We start from the raw sequence: 15505 nt of genomic DNA, 5'->3' as shown, positions 1-15505 counted from the left end.
GCTGCATGACTTAAGGGTCATCCTGAACGGGATGGCCCTTTTACTTCGTTTATGTACGGTACAGTACCATTGCGTTTTGTTAACTGCCTTGTTATAATAGGAACAAATGTTCTTATTTTTTGCGGTCTGGAGGGAATGCGCATGGTCTTGGACGTGGAAGAGGATTTGGATCCGGGAACGGCAGTTTCACCGCCCGTCCAGATGGGCAAGGAGCTGGAGCTTGTTAAGCGCTATGCGCTCCTTGGCATCGTGAACGTCATCCTTGAGCATGATATTCGTATCGTAGGGGCGACGGCCACGAAGCTGCCTCGTCTGTATGAATCCATGCTGCGCGGCCTCCAAGACCGGGTGCTGCTGGAGCTCGCCGCCATGCGCAAGCAATTCCGAGATAGCGGGATCGGCGTATACGAGGAGCACAGGGACAAGGTGCAGCTAACGGTAAGCTATCGGTGCATGGGGTACCAGCGCACGTTCTCAATGCCTTGGGCGTTTGTGAAGGCCGAAGCGGAGCGTGTACTGAAAACATATTTGACCAAATAACGTTCATTGATTTGTCAAAAAAAGAAAAAAGTTTATTTGTTCGCGAAGTTTAAGGTTGAGAATATCGGACGATCTTAGGTAATATAAGGAGTAGACATTTGACGAAAAGGGGAGCAAGATCAATGCATAAGTGGATTATGTTTGTCGTTTTCGCAGCAGCTTCGCTTTTGGGCGTATACTTGCTGACTACTCAGCTTCCGGGCAAGCCGGTTGATGAAGCCGCGTCGCTGCCGCCCGGCGTTACCTTGATGAAAGTGGAAGCTTCTGCCGACTTTGTATTTGACCAGAAGGAATACAAAGTGAAGAAAGGCGAGAAAGTAAAGCTGAAGCTGATTAACAAAAGCGGCGTTCACGGCCTTGCTATTCCTGAATTGGGCATCGAGTTGAAAGACGATAAGCTCGAGCAAGAAGTTACTTTCGATAAGCCGGGCACGTACGAGATGCATTGCGCCGTCATGTGCGGAGTTGGCCATGCGAATATGAAATCTGTACTGATTGTTGAATAAGAAAACAAAAGGAGCCCGCTGACGGCTCCTTTTTTAAATAGCAGCGCCATCGCTGACGGATTGGCTAGTAGGACCGACGGCGGTTTCTAGCAATAGCCCAGTCGCATATAAATCCGAGCAGCGCCCATGTAGCTACCGTGAGCACATACATGAGATATACGTTCACTTGATGAATATCGACGATCAGATCTGCAATCCAAGCAGGCACGCTGAACATAAAGAACACCATATTGTGCGGATCATAGCCCGTGGAGTTATATAGACAGAGCACCAGGCCGATCAATGTTGCCGTAATCGTAACCGGATAACGCATGGCTGTATCCCCTTTACTGAATGTTTGCCGAGTGGCGGCACCTTGGGTTATTATGTGACAAAAGGGTTATCCCCATCCCAACCACAATTTATGAAGGAGCGAATTTATCTTGATTACGCATATCGTCCTATTTAAACTGAAAGACGGCAGTCCGGAAAGCGTGGCCCACACGGCTCAAGTGCTAAGAGACATGGAAGGCAAAATCGATGAATTGAAGTACATCGAAGTGGGAACCGACATCGTTCATTCCGACCGTTCGTATCATATTGCGCTCGTCACTCGTTTCGAATCGATGGAAGCTTTGGCAGCGTACCAAGTTCACCCGGTACATAAAGTGGTTATTGCGCATATGACCGAAGTTCGCGAAGCATCTGCAAGCGTAGATTACGAATCGTAAGGGCGGCTGCGGATATGGGCGATGTGTTTGAAATGATGACGTATCTGCTGGTCGTCATCTTTAGTTTAGTCGTGATGACGGTCTGGCTGAAGCTTAAAGCACGTAAGAACAAACGGTCTTAACCGGAAACTGAGGTCATGCAAGATGTATTATGTGAATCGCGAGCAGTTATCTGTTCGTCTTACCGTTATTCCCGAGGTTGTTGAAGCGCTCCAATGGCTGCAGGCCAATTGGAACGGCAGTCTGATTCAAAGCATGGCGCAGGAGCGGGCGCTCCATCTGGCGATCGAAGCCGTAACCGATATCGGCAGCTGCTTAATCGACGGGTTTATTATGCGCGATGCCAGCAGCTATGAGGATATTATTACAATTATCGCCGGTGAGAAGGTGTTCCCTGAGGACTTGCAGGAGCCGCTTCTTGAACTGGTGCGGCTGCGCAGGCCGCTGGTTCAGGATTATTTCGAATGGGACAGGGGGCAGCTTCATCCGTCCGCTGCACAATTGCCCGCCGTTCTCACCGCATTCCGACAAGCAGTTGAATCGTATTTGATTCAAGAGCTTGGCGCTTAGCAGGGCAAGCTTGATGTCGATTTACGAAACGCTGAAAATGCGTTACAATTGACGACAAAAGCGGTCCTGGCGGCTGAAGGTGGTGAAGGCAATGGAACAGGATGGAAAGCCGTTTATGCAAAGAGAACAAGCGGCAAGGCAGGAAGGCTCTACCCGTCAGACGGTATTGACGCTGCTGAAGACGAACGGTCAGATGAATGCGGGCGAGCTGGCAAAACAGCTGCAGATTACGGAAATGGCAGTGCGCCGCCATCTTAACACGCTGGAACGCGACGGCCTGATCGCACCGACAATCGTACGTCAAGCGATGGGGAGACCGACGCATATGTTTAGTTTGACGGAGCAGGCCGAGCTGTTGTTTCCTAAGAATTATCATGTTCTTGCGCTGGATTTGCTGGAAGAGCTTGAGGATCCGGGGACGATTGACCGGTTGTTTGAAGGCCGCAAGCGCAAGTTGATTGAACGGTACGCGCATCGCATGGAAGGGAAATCACTGCAGGAGAAAGTATCGGAGCTTGCAGCGATCCAAAATGACGGCGGCTATATGGTTCAGGTGGAGAGCAGCGGAAACGATCTCGTTCTACATGAATACAATTGTCCGATCGCGCAGGTGGCGAACCGATATCAGCAGGCTTGTCAGTGCGAGCTGTCGCTGTTTCAGCAGCTGCTTGAAGCGAAAGTGGAACGAACGGAATGCCTGGCGAAGGGCGGGGGCAAATGCAGCTACCGCATTGCCGGCCTTTGAATAGATGGCGAATGAAGACATGGGCAGAGTGCCCGTGTCTTTTTTTGTTTTTTATTCAGTTTGTGTCAAGTCAAGCCCATGCTGTTTATACTACTAGTAAGAATTGGGCGATCGCCCGATCTTCCAGCAAGCGGAAACGGAGGTGTTTCTCAGATGGCAATTTGGTTTGAGGGAGCCGCGGCGGCTGCATTTGTCGTGTTAGTTATCGGCATATTAGGCTGGCTGCGCGCCATGGATCGAAGAATGGGAAAGCTGATGCAGCTCGCGGAATCGCTTGAACGCAGGGCCGAAACAGCCGCAGCTCAGGTCAGTGATTTACTTGATCCGGCAACGGAGACGGTTCGAACGGTTCAGAAGCAGCTGGAAAGCTTCGCGAAATGGACAGAAGCGACTCAGCGAATCGGCGAATCGGCCAACCAATTGTCATTCGCCGTGAATCGGGTGGCTGGCGAGCTGACGGACACGGTAGACCGCTACTCCAAAACATCGGGCGATAAAGTCAAGCATGGCATCACCGATGCACTGGGATGGGCTGAAGTAGGTTACGCAGTATGGCAATTTTGGAAAGACAAGCGGAAAGACAGCCATGAAACTGCATCTTCGGACTACCAACCAGGGCACGATAACAAATACCAACCGACTGGGCAGCCGTTCATGAAGGGCTGAATGGCTCGAACAGTTGAAATTTAAAAGCTGGCAGCGTGCAGGCCTCGGAGCAGGTATGGCTTTTCGCTGCAGCACAAACAAAGGAGTGTTTAATAAATGGCAAAGAGCAAAGCAAGCAAAGGATTTCTGTATGGTGCAATCGCTGGCGGTGTGCTAGGTTCCGTTACCGCGCTGCTTCTCGCTCCAAAATCAGGACGTGAGCTGCGCAAGGACATCGCTGATGGCGCGCATATGGTGTCGGATCATACGGTTCGCATCGCGGGTCAAGTGGGCGATTCCACGGCGCGTCTTGCGAAACAAGTCGGCGAAAGCGCATCGACCGCTGCATCCAAAGCAAAAGAAACAGCGACGAATGTGGTGGATTCGGTACGCAGCTGGCGCTCCAGCGGAAGCGATCAATTAGAAGACGTTAACGAGCGCATGATTGATATCGTCGAAAACGTCAAAGACAGCGGCGAGGAATTGATGGAGAAGCGTGAAAGCGAGCTTCATACGATTGGCAGCTAAGAAGTTGACGTGCAAAAGGCTTCACTTCCGGATTATGCCGGGAGTGAAGCCTTTTTTTCCTTAGGGTGACATTAGTGCGAAAGAGCGGTCGGATTCGCTTCGTCCTTCGCGTTCTTGGAGCGCTGCTTCAGCTTGACGTTGCCAATTAGCGCAGCAAGCAAAGCGCCTACAATAATGAAGACCAAACCGTAAAGGAATACGCCGTGCAGCGAGTCGACCAAGGTGGATTTCAGCACAGGCAGCATCGAGTCGACCGCTTCTTTCGGCATTTGCTTTAAGGCGTTCGCGTCTAGAAGCGAATTGTACAGCGCCTGCGGATCGGTATGGATGAGCCCGGTCATTTTCGTTTTGAAATCTGCTGCGTCAGCAGGCATGGCATTCACGATCGGCGTTAACTTGTCGTCCAGCTCATGGCTTGACGAGTGATTCATAATCGCGCCGAGAATGGTAATGCCGAACGTGCCGCCGATGGAGCGGAAGAATTGGCTGGACGACGTGACGACGCCAAGCTCTTCTTTGTTGAAGTTTTCCTGCAGCACGAGCGTGAGAAGCGGCATAACGAGGCCGATGCCGAGTCCGAGAACAACCATATAAATGGAAGCGAACGTACGCGTCGTACCGCCATCCATCGTTGAGAGCATGTAGAAGCTGACGGCTGCAATAAGCATGCCGATGATCATCTGGCGCCTTGCGCCCAGCTTATAAACAAACTGTCCGCCGATGACGCTGGCAGCAATCAAAGCGACCATCATCGGCATCATGACCGTACCGGATGCCGTTGCGCTTATGCCAACGATGCCTTGCATGAACAGCGGCACGAAGACGACCGCGCCGAACATGCCAAGGCTCATGAAGAAGCCGATGCCGTTAACCGTCGTGAACATCCGTTTTTTAAATAGATACATGGGCAGAATGGCTTCGCTTGTTCTCGCTTCGATCCGAACGAAGGCCGCTAAGGAAGCGATGGCGAGTACGAGCATGCCGATGATTTGCCAAGAGCCCCATGCATAATTTTTGCCGCCGAGGGAGAGGGCGAGCAGCAGACTGACGACGCCGACGATCATCGTGATGATACCGGCGAAGTCGATTTTCACCGCACCTTGGGAACGGTGCTTCGGCAACCCGCCCATAATGAACGCCAGTGCGAGGAAGCCGACCGGCAAATTAATATAGAAAACCCAGTGCCAGTTCCAGTGGTCAACGATCCAGCCGCCGATTTGCGGTCCGATGACGGAGGAAAGGCCGAAGATGCCGCCAAAAACGCCCTGCCACTTGGCACGTTCTTTACCGGTGAAAATATCCCCGATAATAATCATGGCCATCGGCATCATGACGCCGCCTCCAATGCCTTGAATACCTCGGAAAATAATGAGCTGCTCCATCGTCTGGGCAACTCCGCACAAGGCAGAGCCTGCAATGAAAATAACGATACCGGTCACATAAATGAGCTTGCGGCCGAATAAATCCGGTAATTTGCCGGCAATCGGCACGATGGTTGTCGAGGTCAGCATGTAGGCGGTGGTAACCCAGGTGATGAGACTCAGTCCGCCTAATTGACCAATGATCTTGGGCATGGCTGTACCGACGATCGTATTATCCAGAGCGGCGAACAGCATGGCGATCATGAGTCCAATGACTAAGATGCCCTTGCTCTTGCTATCAGGGGCGGCTGTTTCTTTCATTGCTGCTGCGGGTGAAGACATTGCGAATCACTCCTTAACATTCAGTTCTTGTTGGAATTAGGGATGTCGTCCATTTGGGTGACGGCATTCGTAATGCGCTCAAACGTAAGAATAAACGCCTCTGCTTCGCTCTGCTCCAGCGTTTGAAGAAGATGATCCAGAATAGACGTGTAGGTCTGCCGGACCTTGCCGAAAGCGACATCGCCTTTGTCCGTCAGTTTCAGCAGCATGACGCGGCGATCGTGCTCGTCGGGAATCCGGCTGACGAAGCCGTGCTGAACCAGCCGATCCAGCATGACGGTAATCGCGCTCGGCTTGACTTCCATTCGTTCGGCCAGCATAGAGGCGGTCGGGCGTTCTTCTTCGCGTATAAGCTTCATCAGATAACATTGCGGTCCCGTCAAACCGTCTTCTAAGCTTTGGCTGACGAGCATGCCGATCTTGCGGTTCGTGACGGAAATCGCCGTTTGAAACCGTTCGGAATAGGTTTTATTGGGTGTATCGGTCAAGAGGTATACCTCCTTTTTGTTTGAAATAAGTTTCACTATTTAATAGTTAAACAATTTAAGTAAATGATAATAAAAAATCCGCCTCTCGTCAAGACGGATAAATTGGGATAGCAAGTATCTAGTGCAAACCTTGAGCCTGCGCGCGGTATTCGGAAGGCGAGTAGCCGTATGTTTTGCGGAACTGCTTGGAGAAGTACAGCGCGTCAGCATAGCCGACGGATGAGGCCACTTGGTCGATGGAAAGCCGGTTCTGTTCGTTCAGCAGCTCCTTGGCCCGATCCATTCGGACCTTCAGCAGAAACTGCATCGGCGATACGCCCGTGAATTGCTTGAACATTTTGGACAGATGCGTACGATGATAGCCGAGGTTTCGCGACAGCTCTTCAATGGAAATCTGCTGGGCATATTGGTAGGACAGCCAGCGGACGGCATGCTTGATTTGGCGCTCGATATCGGGGAGGATGGCCAGTGAATTGAAGGCCAGCTTGCCTGCATTCAGCTGTCCTAGCTCCTTCAAGAAGACGCGCAGATGGCCGCCGGCCTCGAGGTCCGCAAGCTCCGGGAACGGATTCAGCTCAAGTGCCGCTCTCATTTTACGGTAAAGCGAGGTTAAGGGGCGGATATCGTCGGCATGAACGATGGGATTGGCAGCAGATAAGCCTAGGCTTGAGAGCAGATGCTCCGCGGCATGGCCCTTGAAGGCAACCCAAACATAATGCCATGGCTCCGAGATGTCCGCAAAATAGGAGAAGAGGTCATCCGGGAAGATGATGAAGGTGTCGCCCCGTGAGCAAGCGAAGCGCTGTCCATTAATCTCGAAGCTGCCTTGCCCCGAGAGAACCGTATGGACGAGGTAATAATTGTGGACGGCCGGACCGATGCCGTGACCGGGTACTGGCATGCCTTCCCCGCTGAACATGACGGACAGCTCGCCCTGGGCCGGCTGCGAATTGTTCATAACGGCGTATTTATAATGGTCGCTTGTCCGTTTCATACCGCGGATTCCTTTGGCTGACTGCTTCATGACCTAGGCCTGCTTTCTCTCGTTTTTGTGCATTTTTATTGTAAGGGAAATAACTACAAATGTACATATATATCATGCTTTATTTCCTACTCAAACCGCCTTTTTCTACTCTATATTAGTAGATAGAAGAAGACATTAATCCGCTTACATGCGGACTTATCTCAAGGAGGCTTACCATGCCGAAGATTACATTCATCGGAGCAGGAAGTACCGTATTCGCAAAGAACGTGCTGGGCGATTGCTTGCATACGCCGGCGCTGCAAGGGTTCGAGCTTGCGCTTTACGACATCAACCCGGAGCGCCTGTCCGAATCGGAAACGATGCTGAATCATATCAAGAACACTTGCGGCAGCACCTCTGTCATCAAAGCCTATTCGGACCGCAAGGAAGCGCTGCGCGGCGCCAAATATGTGGTAAACGCCATTCAAGTCGGCGGCTACGATCCTTGCACGATTACGGATTTCGAAATTCCGAAGAAGTACGGTCTGCGCCAAACGATCGCGGATACGGTCGGCATCGGAGGGATTTTCCGTAACCTTCGGACGATTCCGGTCATGCTCGATTTCGCCAGAGATATGCAGGAAGTTTGTCCGGATGCGCTGTTCCTCAACTACACGAATCCAATGGCGGTGCTGACGAATGTGATGAATACGCACGGCGGCATTAACACGGTCGGTCTCTGCCACAGCGTGCAGGGCTGCGTATCGGATCTCTTCAGAAGCCTCGGCATGGATGCAACGGGCGTGAAATCCAAAATCGCCGGCATCAATCATATGGCTTGGCTGCTTGAAGTATCGAAGGATGGCGTCGACCTGTATCCGGAAGTGAAGCGCCGGGCGCGCGAGAAGCAAAGCGAGAAGCATCATGACATGGTCCGTTTCGAAATGATGCTGAACTTCGGCTACTATATCACGGAATCTTCCGAGCACAATGCCGAATATCACCCGTACTTCATCAAACGCAGCTATCCGGAGCTGATCGAGCGGTTCAACATTCCGCTGGACGAATATCCGCGCCGCTGCATCGAGCAAATCGGCAATTGGCAGAAGATGAAGCAGGAGCTCGTCCACAATCCGACGCTGGAGCACAAGCGCACGCATGAATATGCATCGTTTATCTTCGAGGCGATCGAGACGAACGTTCCGTTCAAGATCGGCGGCAATGTAATGAATACGGGCGGCCTGATTTCGAACCTGCCGCGCGAAGCTTGCGTCGAGGTCAGCTGCCTCGTAGACCGGAACGGCGTAACGCCAACCTACGTCGGCGACCTGCCGCCGCAGTGCGCCGCGCTGAACCGCACGAACATCAACACGCAGCTGCTTACGATCGAAGCTGCGATTACGGGCAAGCGCGAGCATATCTACCACGCGGCTATGCTGGATCCGCATACCGGCGCGGAGCTGTCGATGGATGATATTAAATCGATGTGCGACGACCTGATCGAAGCGCACGGCAGCTGGCTGCCGGCATACAAATAAGCAGCGAAAACTGCGAACAACGTCCCATGTCCATGCTGGTTGCGACCGGCTCAGGGCATGGGCGTTTTTTTGTCGATTCTTGAACCTTGTCTCATTATGCGCTAAGATGTAGGTACCTTTTCGTCTAGCGATTCATATTGTATTGAAGTCCTGTCAAAATGTTCAAGAAAGCGGTGTGTCTGTGCAGCAACCGATCGCAATTTTGGATTCTGGCGTAGGCGGTTTAACCGTTGTTAAGGAAGTCATGCGTCAGCTTCCCCGGGAAAAAATCATCTATTTCGGCGATACCGCCCGCACGCCGTACGGCCCGCGGCCCGCTGAAGAAGTGACTCGGTTTACTAGGCAAATCGTTGATTATTTAATTCAATTTCGTCCTAAAATGATTGTCATTGCATGCAATACGGCAACAGCTGTTGCGCTTGACGATATTCGCTCCAGAGTGGCCGTTCCGGTCGTCGGCGTCATTCACCCGGGAGCCCGTGCAGCGAACGGACGCACCCAAACCGGCATCATCGGCGTCATCGGCACGGATGGAACGATCAAAAGCGGCGCATATGAGCAAGCGCTTAAGCAGCTATCGCCATCGATCGATGTGATCAGCTTAGCATGCCCGCGTTTTGTCCTGCTGGTGGAGCAGGGGAATTTTCGCTCGCCGGAAACGCAGGAGGTGGTGGAAACCTCGCTCAAGCCGCTCCAATCGCGCAATATCGATACGCTGATCCTCGGCTGCACCCATTATCCGTTTCTATCCGAAACGATCGGCTCAGTCATGGGCAAGGAGGTTGCACTGATCAGCTCTGCGGACGAAACCGCCCGCGAAATCAGTACCATCCTGCATGACCGCAATCGCTTGATGCGGGATGGCGAGCTGCCGGTTCATCAATTCTTCTGCAGCGGCGACCCTCGAATGTTCCGCATGATTGCCCAGCAGTGGCTGGGGGAACAAATTGAGCTGACGCCTGTCGTATGGCAGGTACCCAAAATTGTATAACAGCTGTCTCTGACCGCCTTCGTCCTAGCGACGAGGCGGTTCTTTACGCTTCTTGAGCATGCGGCATCATGCGCCGGCATAGCATGTAGCATGTAACGAGAGTATGTGACAGAGGTGATGACATGCTGCCTTATGTGGTGCAGACGGGAGATACGCTGCTGCGAATCGCGCGTACGTTCAATGTGAATAAGGAGTCGCTGCTTGCCGCGAATCCGGGCTTGTCGGCAATTGAACCCTTGATGAGCGGTCTGCTGCTATCGGTTCCCGTGCAGACGGCTTTCATTTATCGCGCCCAACAGGGCGATACGCTATTACAAATCGCGGGTAAATTCGGTGTTTCGCTTCTATCCCTTATGAAAGCGAACAGCCATCTGGATTTGAAGCAGCTGCAGCCGGGCTATCTGCTCACAATGCCTTGCATCTGCAGCGGCAGAATCGTCGACGGGCGGGCGGAATACGGCCACCGCGAGCTGCAAGGCGATATCGAAGCGCTATTGAAAGCTTATCCGTTTCTGCAAGCGGAGACGATCGGCACGAGCATCATGGGAAAGCCGCTGCATGCGCTGCGGCTCGGCGAAGGCCAGGCCAAGCTGCATGTGAATGCGGGGATGCACGCCAATGAATGGATTACGGCGCCGCTGCTGATGAGCTTTCTGGAGGATGCCGCGAGAGCGGCATCGCTTGGGGAGAAGCTGTGCGGCGTCGATATGCGGGCGCTGCTGCAGCAGGTAACGCTGTGGGCGGTTCCGCTCGTCAACCCCGACGGCGCGGAGCTGGTGCAGGAAGGTTTGCGGCCTGACCATCCGTATTACCGGGAGCTGCTGCATTGGAACCAGGGCTCACATCGTTTCCGGCGATGGAAGGCGAACGCGAGAGGCGTTGATCTGAACGATCAATTCCCGGCATTCTGGGAGGAGGAGTGCGCGAGGCGGGATGCGGACGGCCCCGGCCCCCGCGATTATCCCGGACCGTCGCCGCTATCGGAGCCGGAAGCGCAGGCGCTTGCCGAATTCACGCAGGCGCAGCAATTTAACCTGGTCGTCGCGCTGCATTCGCAGGGACAGGAGATTTATTGGAATTACCGCGGCTACGAACCGCCGCAAGCGGAGCGGATCGCCCGCAAGCTCGGAAGAGCGGCTGGATATAAGCCGGTCAAGCTGCAGGGCAGCGATGCCGGATATAAGGATTGGTTTATTTTGCAGTTCCGAAAGCCCGGCTATACGATCGAGGTCGGTTACGGCGTAAATCCGCTGCCTGTCGATGCGTTCCCCGATCTGTACGACGAAGTGAGGCCGCTGCTTATTTCCGCCATGGAGGCGGCTCACTCGCTTATGGTATAATAAGCGGGTAAAGGAGGCGGACTGCTATGCGTAAACTGCTCTCGCTCCGCCATTGGCGGATGGTGTTTGTCCGGATTTTCCGTTTGCTCGCCGCAAAGGAAGTCCGGCTGCTGGACAAGCTGCTTTATGTCGTCCCCGTGCTGCTGTATTGGGTCCTGCCGGATGTACTGCCTTTTCTGCCGATCGACGATATCGCGGTCACGATGCTTGCCGCGGAGGGGTATACCTGGTATATGGAGCGTAAATACGGCAAGCTTCTGAGGTAGCGGTTGAACTCTGGCCTCGCTTTCTATACAATAAGATAGAAAAAGTTGATGAATAAGCGATAAGCCATTCGAGCCCGATGGCTGCATCCATAAAGGAGATGAAGAAGCAATGAAAGTTAAAATTTCACGCAATGCCGCTAAAATGCTTCGCGAAGAATTGGACAAACCCGAGAACGAAGGGAAGTTTTTGCGCGTCATGATTACGCAAAACCACGGCGATCACGTCCACTACGGCATGGAAATCAGCGAAGCCGGTCCCAATGACGAAATCATTGAAACGGATAAGGATATCAAAGTTGTCCTGGAGAAGGGCGAAGAGCATCTTGATGGTGTCAGAATCGACTATTTCTACGTTCCGCAGGAAGGTTTTATGATCTCGAACCCGACCAAGGGCAACCACGGGGACCACTAAGAGAAACGGTTTGGGGAGAGGAAAATGGCGAACGACATCCGCATTTGCGACAAATGCAAGCATATTCGTACGAAGACGATGGTGCCGAAGCTTCAGCAGCTGGCACCTGAAGCGGACATTAAAGTCGCGTGCAAATCGTATTGTGGTCCATGCTCTCGATATGCGTTCATTTTCATAAACGGCCGTTATATTACGGCGCCGACGGAAGATGAAGCCATCGAAAAAGCCCGCAAATATGTGAAATAAACGAAGACCCCCGGCCGCTGGCCGGGGGTCTTCGTTTATTTGTCCGGATGCAGAATCGGTACGAGATCATGCTCCACAACAAGATCGGAAGCATGCAGCTCTTGGCGCGCTGCCTCCGCGCCGGCTTGACAGCCGCTTGTATCGGGGAGCAGTTCTCCGCTCGCGAAGCGGTAACATTTGCTATGCTCGGGAAGACCGTCCTCTGCGGGCAGATACAGCACCTTCCCGTCCGTGAAGGCTCCGTTCCGGAAGATGACCTCCTTGCCGCCGAGCGGCCGGGCCGTTACGAGCGGCGTGCCGATCATGACGTTATCGCTGCTTGGGATGCCAAGCAGATGAAGCACGGTCGGCGTCATGTCAAGCTGGCCGCCGACGTCGCCGTACGTGCCTGCACGCGCGCCGTCCGGCAAGTGGATGATGAACGGAACGCCCTTCAACAGACGGAATTGCTCCGTTTCGTTCGGCTTATGTCCGAGGAAGGTCTCGAATGGCGCCCATTCCTTAATGGAATTGTCATGGTCGCCATAGAACAGGAAGATCGACTTATCCCACAAACCGGCTGCTTTAAGCTCGTTAATCAGCTGGCCGACCGCAGCATCCACGTAGTGAACGGCTTCTAGATAATCGCCGAATATCGTACCCTTGAAGGCACCGACATCAAGCGTCTGTTCACTTGCCGGCAGCGTATACGGATGATGACTGGACAGTGAAATCAGGAACGAGTAGAAAGGCTGCTTCAGCTTCGTCATCATGTGGACGGATTGCTTGAAGAACGATTTGTCGCCCAGCGACCAGCCGAGCGGTTCGTCGATCGTAAATGCCGACTTGCTGTAGAAATGATCGTAGCCAAGCGTATCGTACATGATGTTCCTGTTCCAGAAGCCGCCGTCGTACGCGTGAAATACATTAGCCGTATACCCGTTATCCTTCAGCGTGCGGGCCATGCTGTCGTAGCTGTGCTGCGCAAAGCGGGTGAAGACGGACCCCGTCGGCAGCGGCTGCAGCGAAGCGTTCGCCGCCAAGTCGGCGTCCGAGGTGCGGCCCTGCGCCGTCTGATGATAGAAATTGCGGAAATACAAGGAGGATGCCAGCAGCTTGTTCATATTCGGCGTCACCTCCTGACCGCCGATTTTCTGCTCGATGACGAAGTTTTGGAACGCCTCGAGCTGGATTAAGATCACGTTCATTCCCTTGTATTGGCCGAAGAGCGGGTCGGCTTCCAGCTGCTTGCGCACCTTGCCCCGGTCTTCGAACCACTGCTTCGCTTCGGCAAGCTGCGCCTCGGATACGGAACTGCTATGCAGCCAGTGCTCATTCGCGTAACAATAGAGATCGTACACGTGAAAACCGAGCTCACCCGTGACATTGTAGAGCGACAAGCTCCACCAGTTGCGGGCGAACAGATTTGCGGCCCAGGTTGTCTTTGCTTTATGGATCGGAACGTAAGCTAGCGTATATCCGGTGGCAAACACAATGATGCCGAGAATCAGCCGTCTTGCAAACGTTTGGCTGCGGCGGGCAGAGGGCAAGCGTTCCATCCGCCGGCGCTTTCGTCGCATCCGCAAGAAGAGATAACAAGCGAAGGGCAGCAGAAGCAGCAAATCCGCCCCGAACCACAGGTCTTTCCATGCGAGGAGCGCATCGATGCTTTCGCCGAGCGCGCGGACTTGTCCTGCCTGCATGAGGACCGGGATAGTGATAAGGTCGCGAAAGTAACGAAAATAAATCAAGTCGCTGTAAATGATAGCAGTCAATACAAGATTCAGAAAGATCAGCGCAACCAGACGGCCGTTCCTTGGCAGCCAAAGCGTCCAGAACGACAGCAGGGCCAGCGTGCCGGCAGCAATCATGCGGTCGTCTTGATTCATATCCATATAAGGAACATGGATCAGCTGGTCGAACAAGTCGAGTTTGAACAGCATGAGCGCGATAAATAACGGCATATCGAGCCATAGCAGGATGTCAGCACGAAACGGCGCCCGAAGACGGCGCCGTTTCGTGAGTTGATCCGGAAGTGTCATGGATAAGTATTCCTTTCCAGGTTATGTTCAAGAAATTTACATCTTATCCAAAATATAGATGATTCGGCTTGCTAGATAAAGACTGGCAGCTTCTAGGGCTTCCGAACGGGAGGAAGCGGCCCGAAGAACTGATAGAACGTGCATTCGAGACGGCCGTTGAACAGCTTGCGCCGCTTGTCGGCTTGACGGCCGATCGTCTCCTCGAATGTCCGTGACTGCGTCAGCGCGAACATGGACCATGTCGGCAGATAGAGCGCGCTCAGACCAAGCTGTCTGACTGCTTTCTCGGCATCCGTCTCGTCGCCGAGCCTCGTTCCGTAGGGCGGGTTCGTGATGATGCAGCCGTAGTCGCCTTCCGGCTTGATGCGGGACACCGGCATCTGCGTCAGCTTGATTTCGCGGGCAAATCCAGCTTTCTTGACCGCAGCCGCGGCAACCTCAAGCGCGGCAGGATCAATATCGGAGCCTGAAATTTGCAGCGGAATATCATCCTTGACGGAGTCGATTGCTTCCTCGCGCGCCTGCTCCCAGAGATAGTCCGGTACGAGCGGCCAGCCCTCGCTGTTGAACGTCCGGCGAAGCCCAGGAGCGATATTCCAGCCGATCATCGCAGCTTCGATCGGAATCGTGCCGGAGCCGCAGAACGGGTCGTAGAGCGGCCGTTCCGGGCGCCATCTGCTGAGCAGCACCATCGCGGCGGCCATCGTTTCCTTGAGCGGCGCTTCCGTAACGAGCTTGCGATAGCCGCGTTTATGCAGGCCTGGGCCGGTCGTATCCAGGGTGATCATGGCGATATCGTTCAAGAGCCATACTTCAATGACGTACCGCTCCGCGTCCTCTGCAAACCACTCCGTGCCGTAGACGGTTTTCATTTTCTCGACGACGGCTTTCTTGACAATGCTTTGGCAGGCGGGCACGCTGCTCAGCTGCGATTTATGCGACCGGCCTTCCACCGGGAATTCGCCGTCTTCGGGAATCCAATCCGGCCAATTAATCGCCTTTGTTCCCTCGAACAGCTCTTCGAATGTGGTTGCGGGAAACTCCGCCATTTTGATAAGGACGCGGTCCGACGTTCGCAGCCATAGGTTGGCGCGGCAAATATCGGCGGGCCCGCCTCTAAAAACGACCCGGCCGTTCTCGACCTTCTGGTCGGTATAGCCAAGCTCCATTAATTCACGCGAGACGACCGCTTCGAGCCCCATAGGTGCCGTTGCGATCAGCTGCAGATTGTCCATGTATATAATCCTCCGCTTCAAGACGTTTGCTTGTTTTCGTTCTACAAAAAACATACA

The 15505-nt window shown here is 53.5% G+C and carries 19 protein-coding genes; 13 read left to right on the top strand and 6 right to left on the bottom strand.

Features of this window, described 5'->3' with window-relative positions; genetic code table 11:
* Positions 1–141: 141 nt before the first annotated feature.
* Both KXU80_RS10010 and KXU80_RS10005 read left to right on the top strand, forming a co-directional pair.
* On the top strand, positions 142–540 hold the full coding sequence (locus KXU80_RS10010) for a YhjD family protein (RefSeq protein ID WP_219838034.1): 399 nt from the start codon (positions 142–144) through the stop codon (positions 538–540).
* A 122-nt stretch (positions 541–662) separates the two neighbouring features.
* Entirely contained in the window at positions 663–1046 is a 384-nt protein-coding gene (locus KXU80_RS10005) for a cupredoxin domain-containing protein (protein WP_219838033.1), read from the top strand.
* A 64-nt stretch (positions 1047–1110) separates the two neighbouring features.
* Here KXU80_RS10005 and KXU80_RS10000 read toward each other — a convergent pair whose 3' ends face one another.
* Positions 1111–1359 (bottom strand): hypothetical protein, encoded by a 249-nt coding sequence (locus tag KXU80_RS10000; protein WP_219838032.1) that lies wholly within the window; start codon positions 1357–1359, stop codon positions 1111–1113.
* A gap of 109 nt (positions 1360–1468) precedes the next feature.
* Here KXU80_RS10000 and KXU80_RS09995 point away from each other — a divergent pair, with 109 nt between their 5' ends.
* The 5 genes from KXU80_RS09995 (at position 1469) to KXU80_RS09975 (ending at position 4244) form a co-directional block, all read left to right on the top strand.
* Positions 1469–1756 (top strand): Dabb family protein, encoded by a 288-nt coding sequence (locus tag KXU80_RS09995; RefSeq protein ID WP_219838031.1) that lies wholly within the window; start codon positions 1469–1471, stop codon positions 1754–1756.
* Positions 1757–1900: 144 nt separating this feature from the next.
* A complete protein-coding gene (locus tag KXU80_RS09990; RefSeq protein ID WP_219838030.1) occupies positions 1901–2326 on the top strand; it encodes a DUF86 domain-containing protein in 426 nt (141 codons plus the stop codon).
* A 91-nt stretch (positions 2327–2417) separates the two neighbouring features.
* Positions 2418–3071 carry a helix-turn-helix transcriptional regulator gene (locus KXU80_RS09985; protein WP_258171342.1) on the top strand — a complete coding sequence of 218 codons (654 nt, stop codon included), beginning with the start codon at positions 2418–2420 and terminating at the stop codon, positions 3069–3071.
* Positions 3072–3224: 153 nt separating this feature from the next.
* Complete coding sequence (locus KXU80_RS09980) at positions 3225–3737, top strand: DUF948 domain-containing protein (RefSeq protein WP_219838029.1); 513 nt, start codon at positions 3225–3227, stop codon at positions 3735–3737.
* Between the two features lie 96 nt (positions 3738–3833).
* The gene (locus KXU80_RS09975) at positions 3834–4244 is read left to right on the top strand and encodes a YtxH domain-containing protein (protein ID WP_219838028.1); all 411 of its coding nucleotides are present in this window, start codon (positions 3834–3836) and stop codon (positions 4242–4244) included.
* A 71-nt stretch (positions 4245–4315) separates the two neighbouring features.
* Here KXU80_RS09975 and KXU80_RS09970 read toward each other — a convergent pair whose 3' ends face one another.
* The 3 genes from KXU80_RS09970 to KXU80_RS09960 all read right to left on the bottom strand — a co-directional run bounded on the left by KXU80_RS09970 (position 4316) and on the right by KXU80_RS09960 (position 7459).
* A complete protein-coding gene (locus tag KXU80_RS09970; RefSeq protein WP_219838971.1) occupies positions 4316–5926 on the bottom strand; it encodes an MDR family MFS transporter in 1611 nt (536 codons plus the stop codon).
* A gap of 41 nt (positions 5927–5967) precedes the next feature.
* Positions 5968–6435, bottom strand: coding sequence for a MarR family winged helix-turn-helix transcriptional regulator (locus KXU80_RS09965; protein ID WP_219838027.1), 468 nt, complete (start codon positions 6433–6435; stop codon positions 5968–5970).
* Between the two features lie 118 nt (positions 6436–6553).
* Positions 6554–7459 (bottom strand): helix-turn-helix transcriptional regulator, encoded by a 906-nt coding sequence (locus KXU80_RS09960; protein WP_258171341.1) that lies wholly within the window; start codon positions 7457–7459, stop codon positions 6554–6556.
* 176 nt (positions 7460–7635) lie between these two features.
* Here KXU80_RS09960 and KXU80_RS09955 point away from each other — a divergent pair, with 176 nt between their 5' ends.
* The 6 genes from KXU80_RS09955 (at position 7636) to KXU80_RS09930 (ending at position 12192) form a co-directional block, all read left to right on the top strand.
* Positions 7636–8937 (top strand): alpha-glucosidase/alpha-galactosidase, encoded by a 1302-nt coding sequence (locus tag KXU80_RS09955; RefSeq protein WP_219838026.1) that lies wholly within the window; start codon positions 7636–7638, stop codon positions 8935–8937.
* A 181-nt stretch (positions 8938–9118) separates the two neighbouring features.
* Positions 9119–9928, top strand: coding sequence for a glutamate racemase (racE, locus tag KXU80_RS09950; protein ID WP_308858225.1), 810 nt, complete (start codon positions 9119–9121; stop codon positions 9926–9928).
* Positions 9929–10050: 122 nt separating this feature from the next.
* Complete coding sequence (locus KXU80_RS09945; protein WP_219838024.1) at positions 10051–11268, top strand: M14 family metallopeptidase; 1218 nt, start codon at positions 10051–10053, stop codon at positions 11266–11268.
* 26 nt (positions 11269–11294) lie between these two features.
* Entirely contained in the window at positions 11295–11534 is a 240-nt protein-coding gene (locus KXU80_RS09940; protein WP_219838023.1) for a hypothetical protein, read from the top strand.
* Positions 11535–11643: 109 nt separating this feature from the next.
* The gene (locus KXU80_RS09935) at positions 11644–11946 is read left to right on the top strand and encodes an iron-sulfur cluster assembly accessory protein (RefSeq protein ID WP_219838022.1); all 303 of its coding nucleotides are present in this window, start codon (positions 11644–11646) and stop codon (positions 11944–11946) included.
* Between the two features lie 24 nt (positions 11947–11970).
* Entirely contained in the window at positions 11971–12192 is a 222-nt protein-coding gene (locus KXU80_RS09930; RefSeq protein ID WP_219838021.1) for a YuzB family protein, read from the top strand.
* Between the two features lie 35 nt (positions 12193–12227).
* Here KXU80_RS09930 and KXU80_RS09925 read toward each other — a convergent pair whose 3' ends face one another.
* Both KXU80_RS09925 and KXU80_RS09920 read right to left on the bottom strand, forming a co-directional pair.
* Entirely contained in the window at positions 12228–14213 is a 1986-nt protein-coding gene (locus tag KXU80_RS09925) for an LTA synthase family protein (RefSeq protein ID WP_219838020.1), read from the bottom strand.
* Positions 14214–14305: 92 nt separating this feature from the next.
* Positions 14306–15448, bottom strand: a complete 1143-nt coding sequence (locus KXU80_RS09920; RefSeq protein WP_219838019.1) for a THUMP domain-containing class I SAM-dependent RNA methyltransferase — start codon at positions 15446–15448, stop codon at positions 14306–14308.
* Between the last annotated feature and the right edge of the window lie 57 nt (positions 15449–15505).

The organism is Paenibacillus sp. R14(2021), assembly GCF_019431355.1.
Lineage (GTDB): Bacteria > Bacillota > Bacilli > Paenibacillales > Paenibacillaceae > Paenibacillus_Z.
The sequence above is the reverse complement of the archived record's forward strand: the minus strand, read 5'-3'. Positions and strand labels throughout refer to the sequence as shown.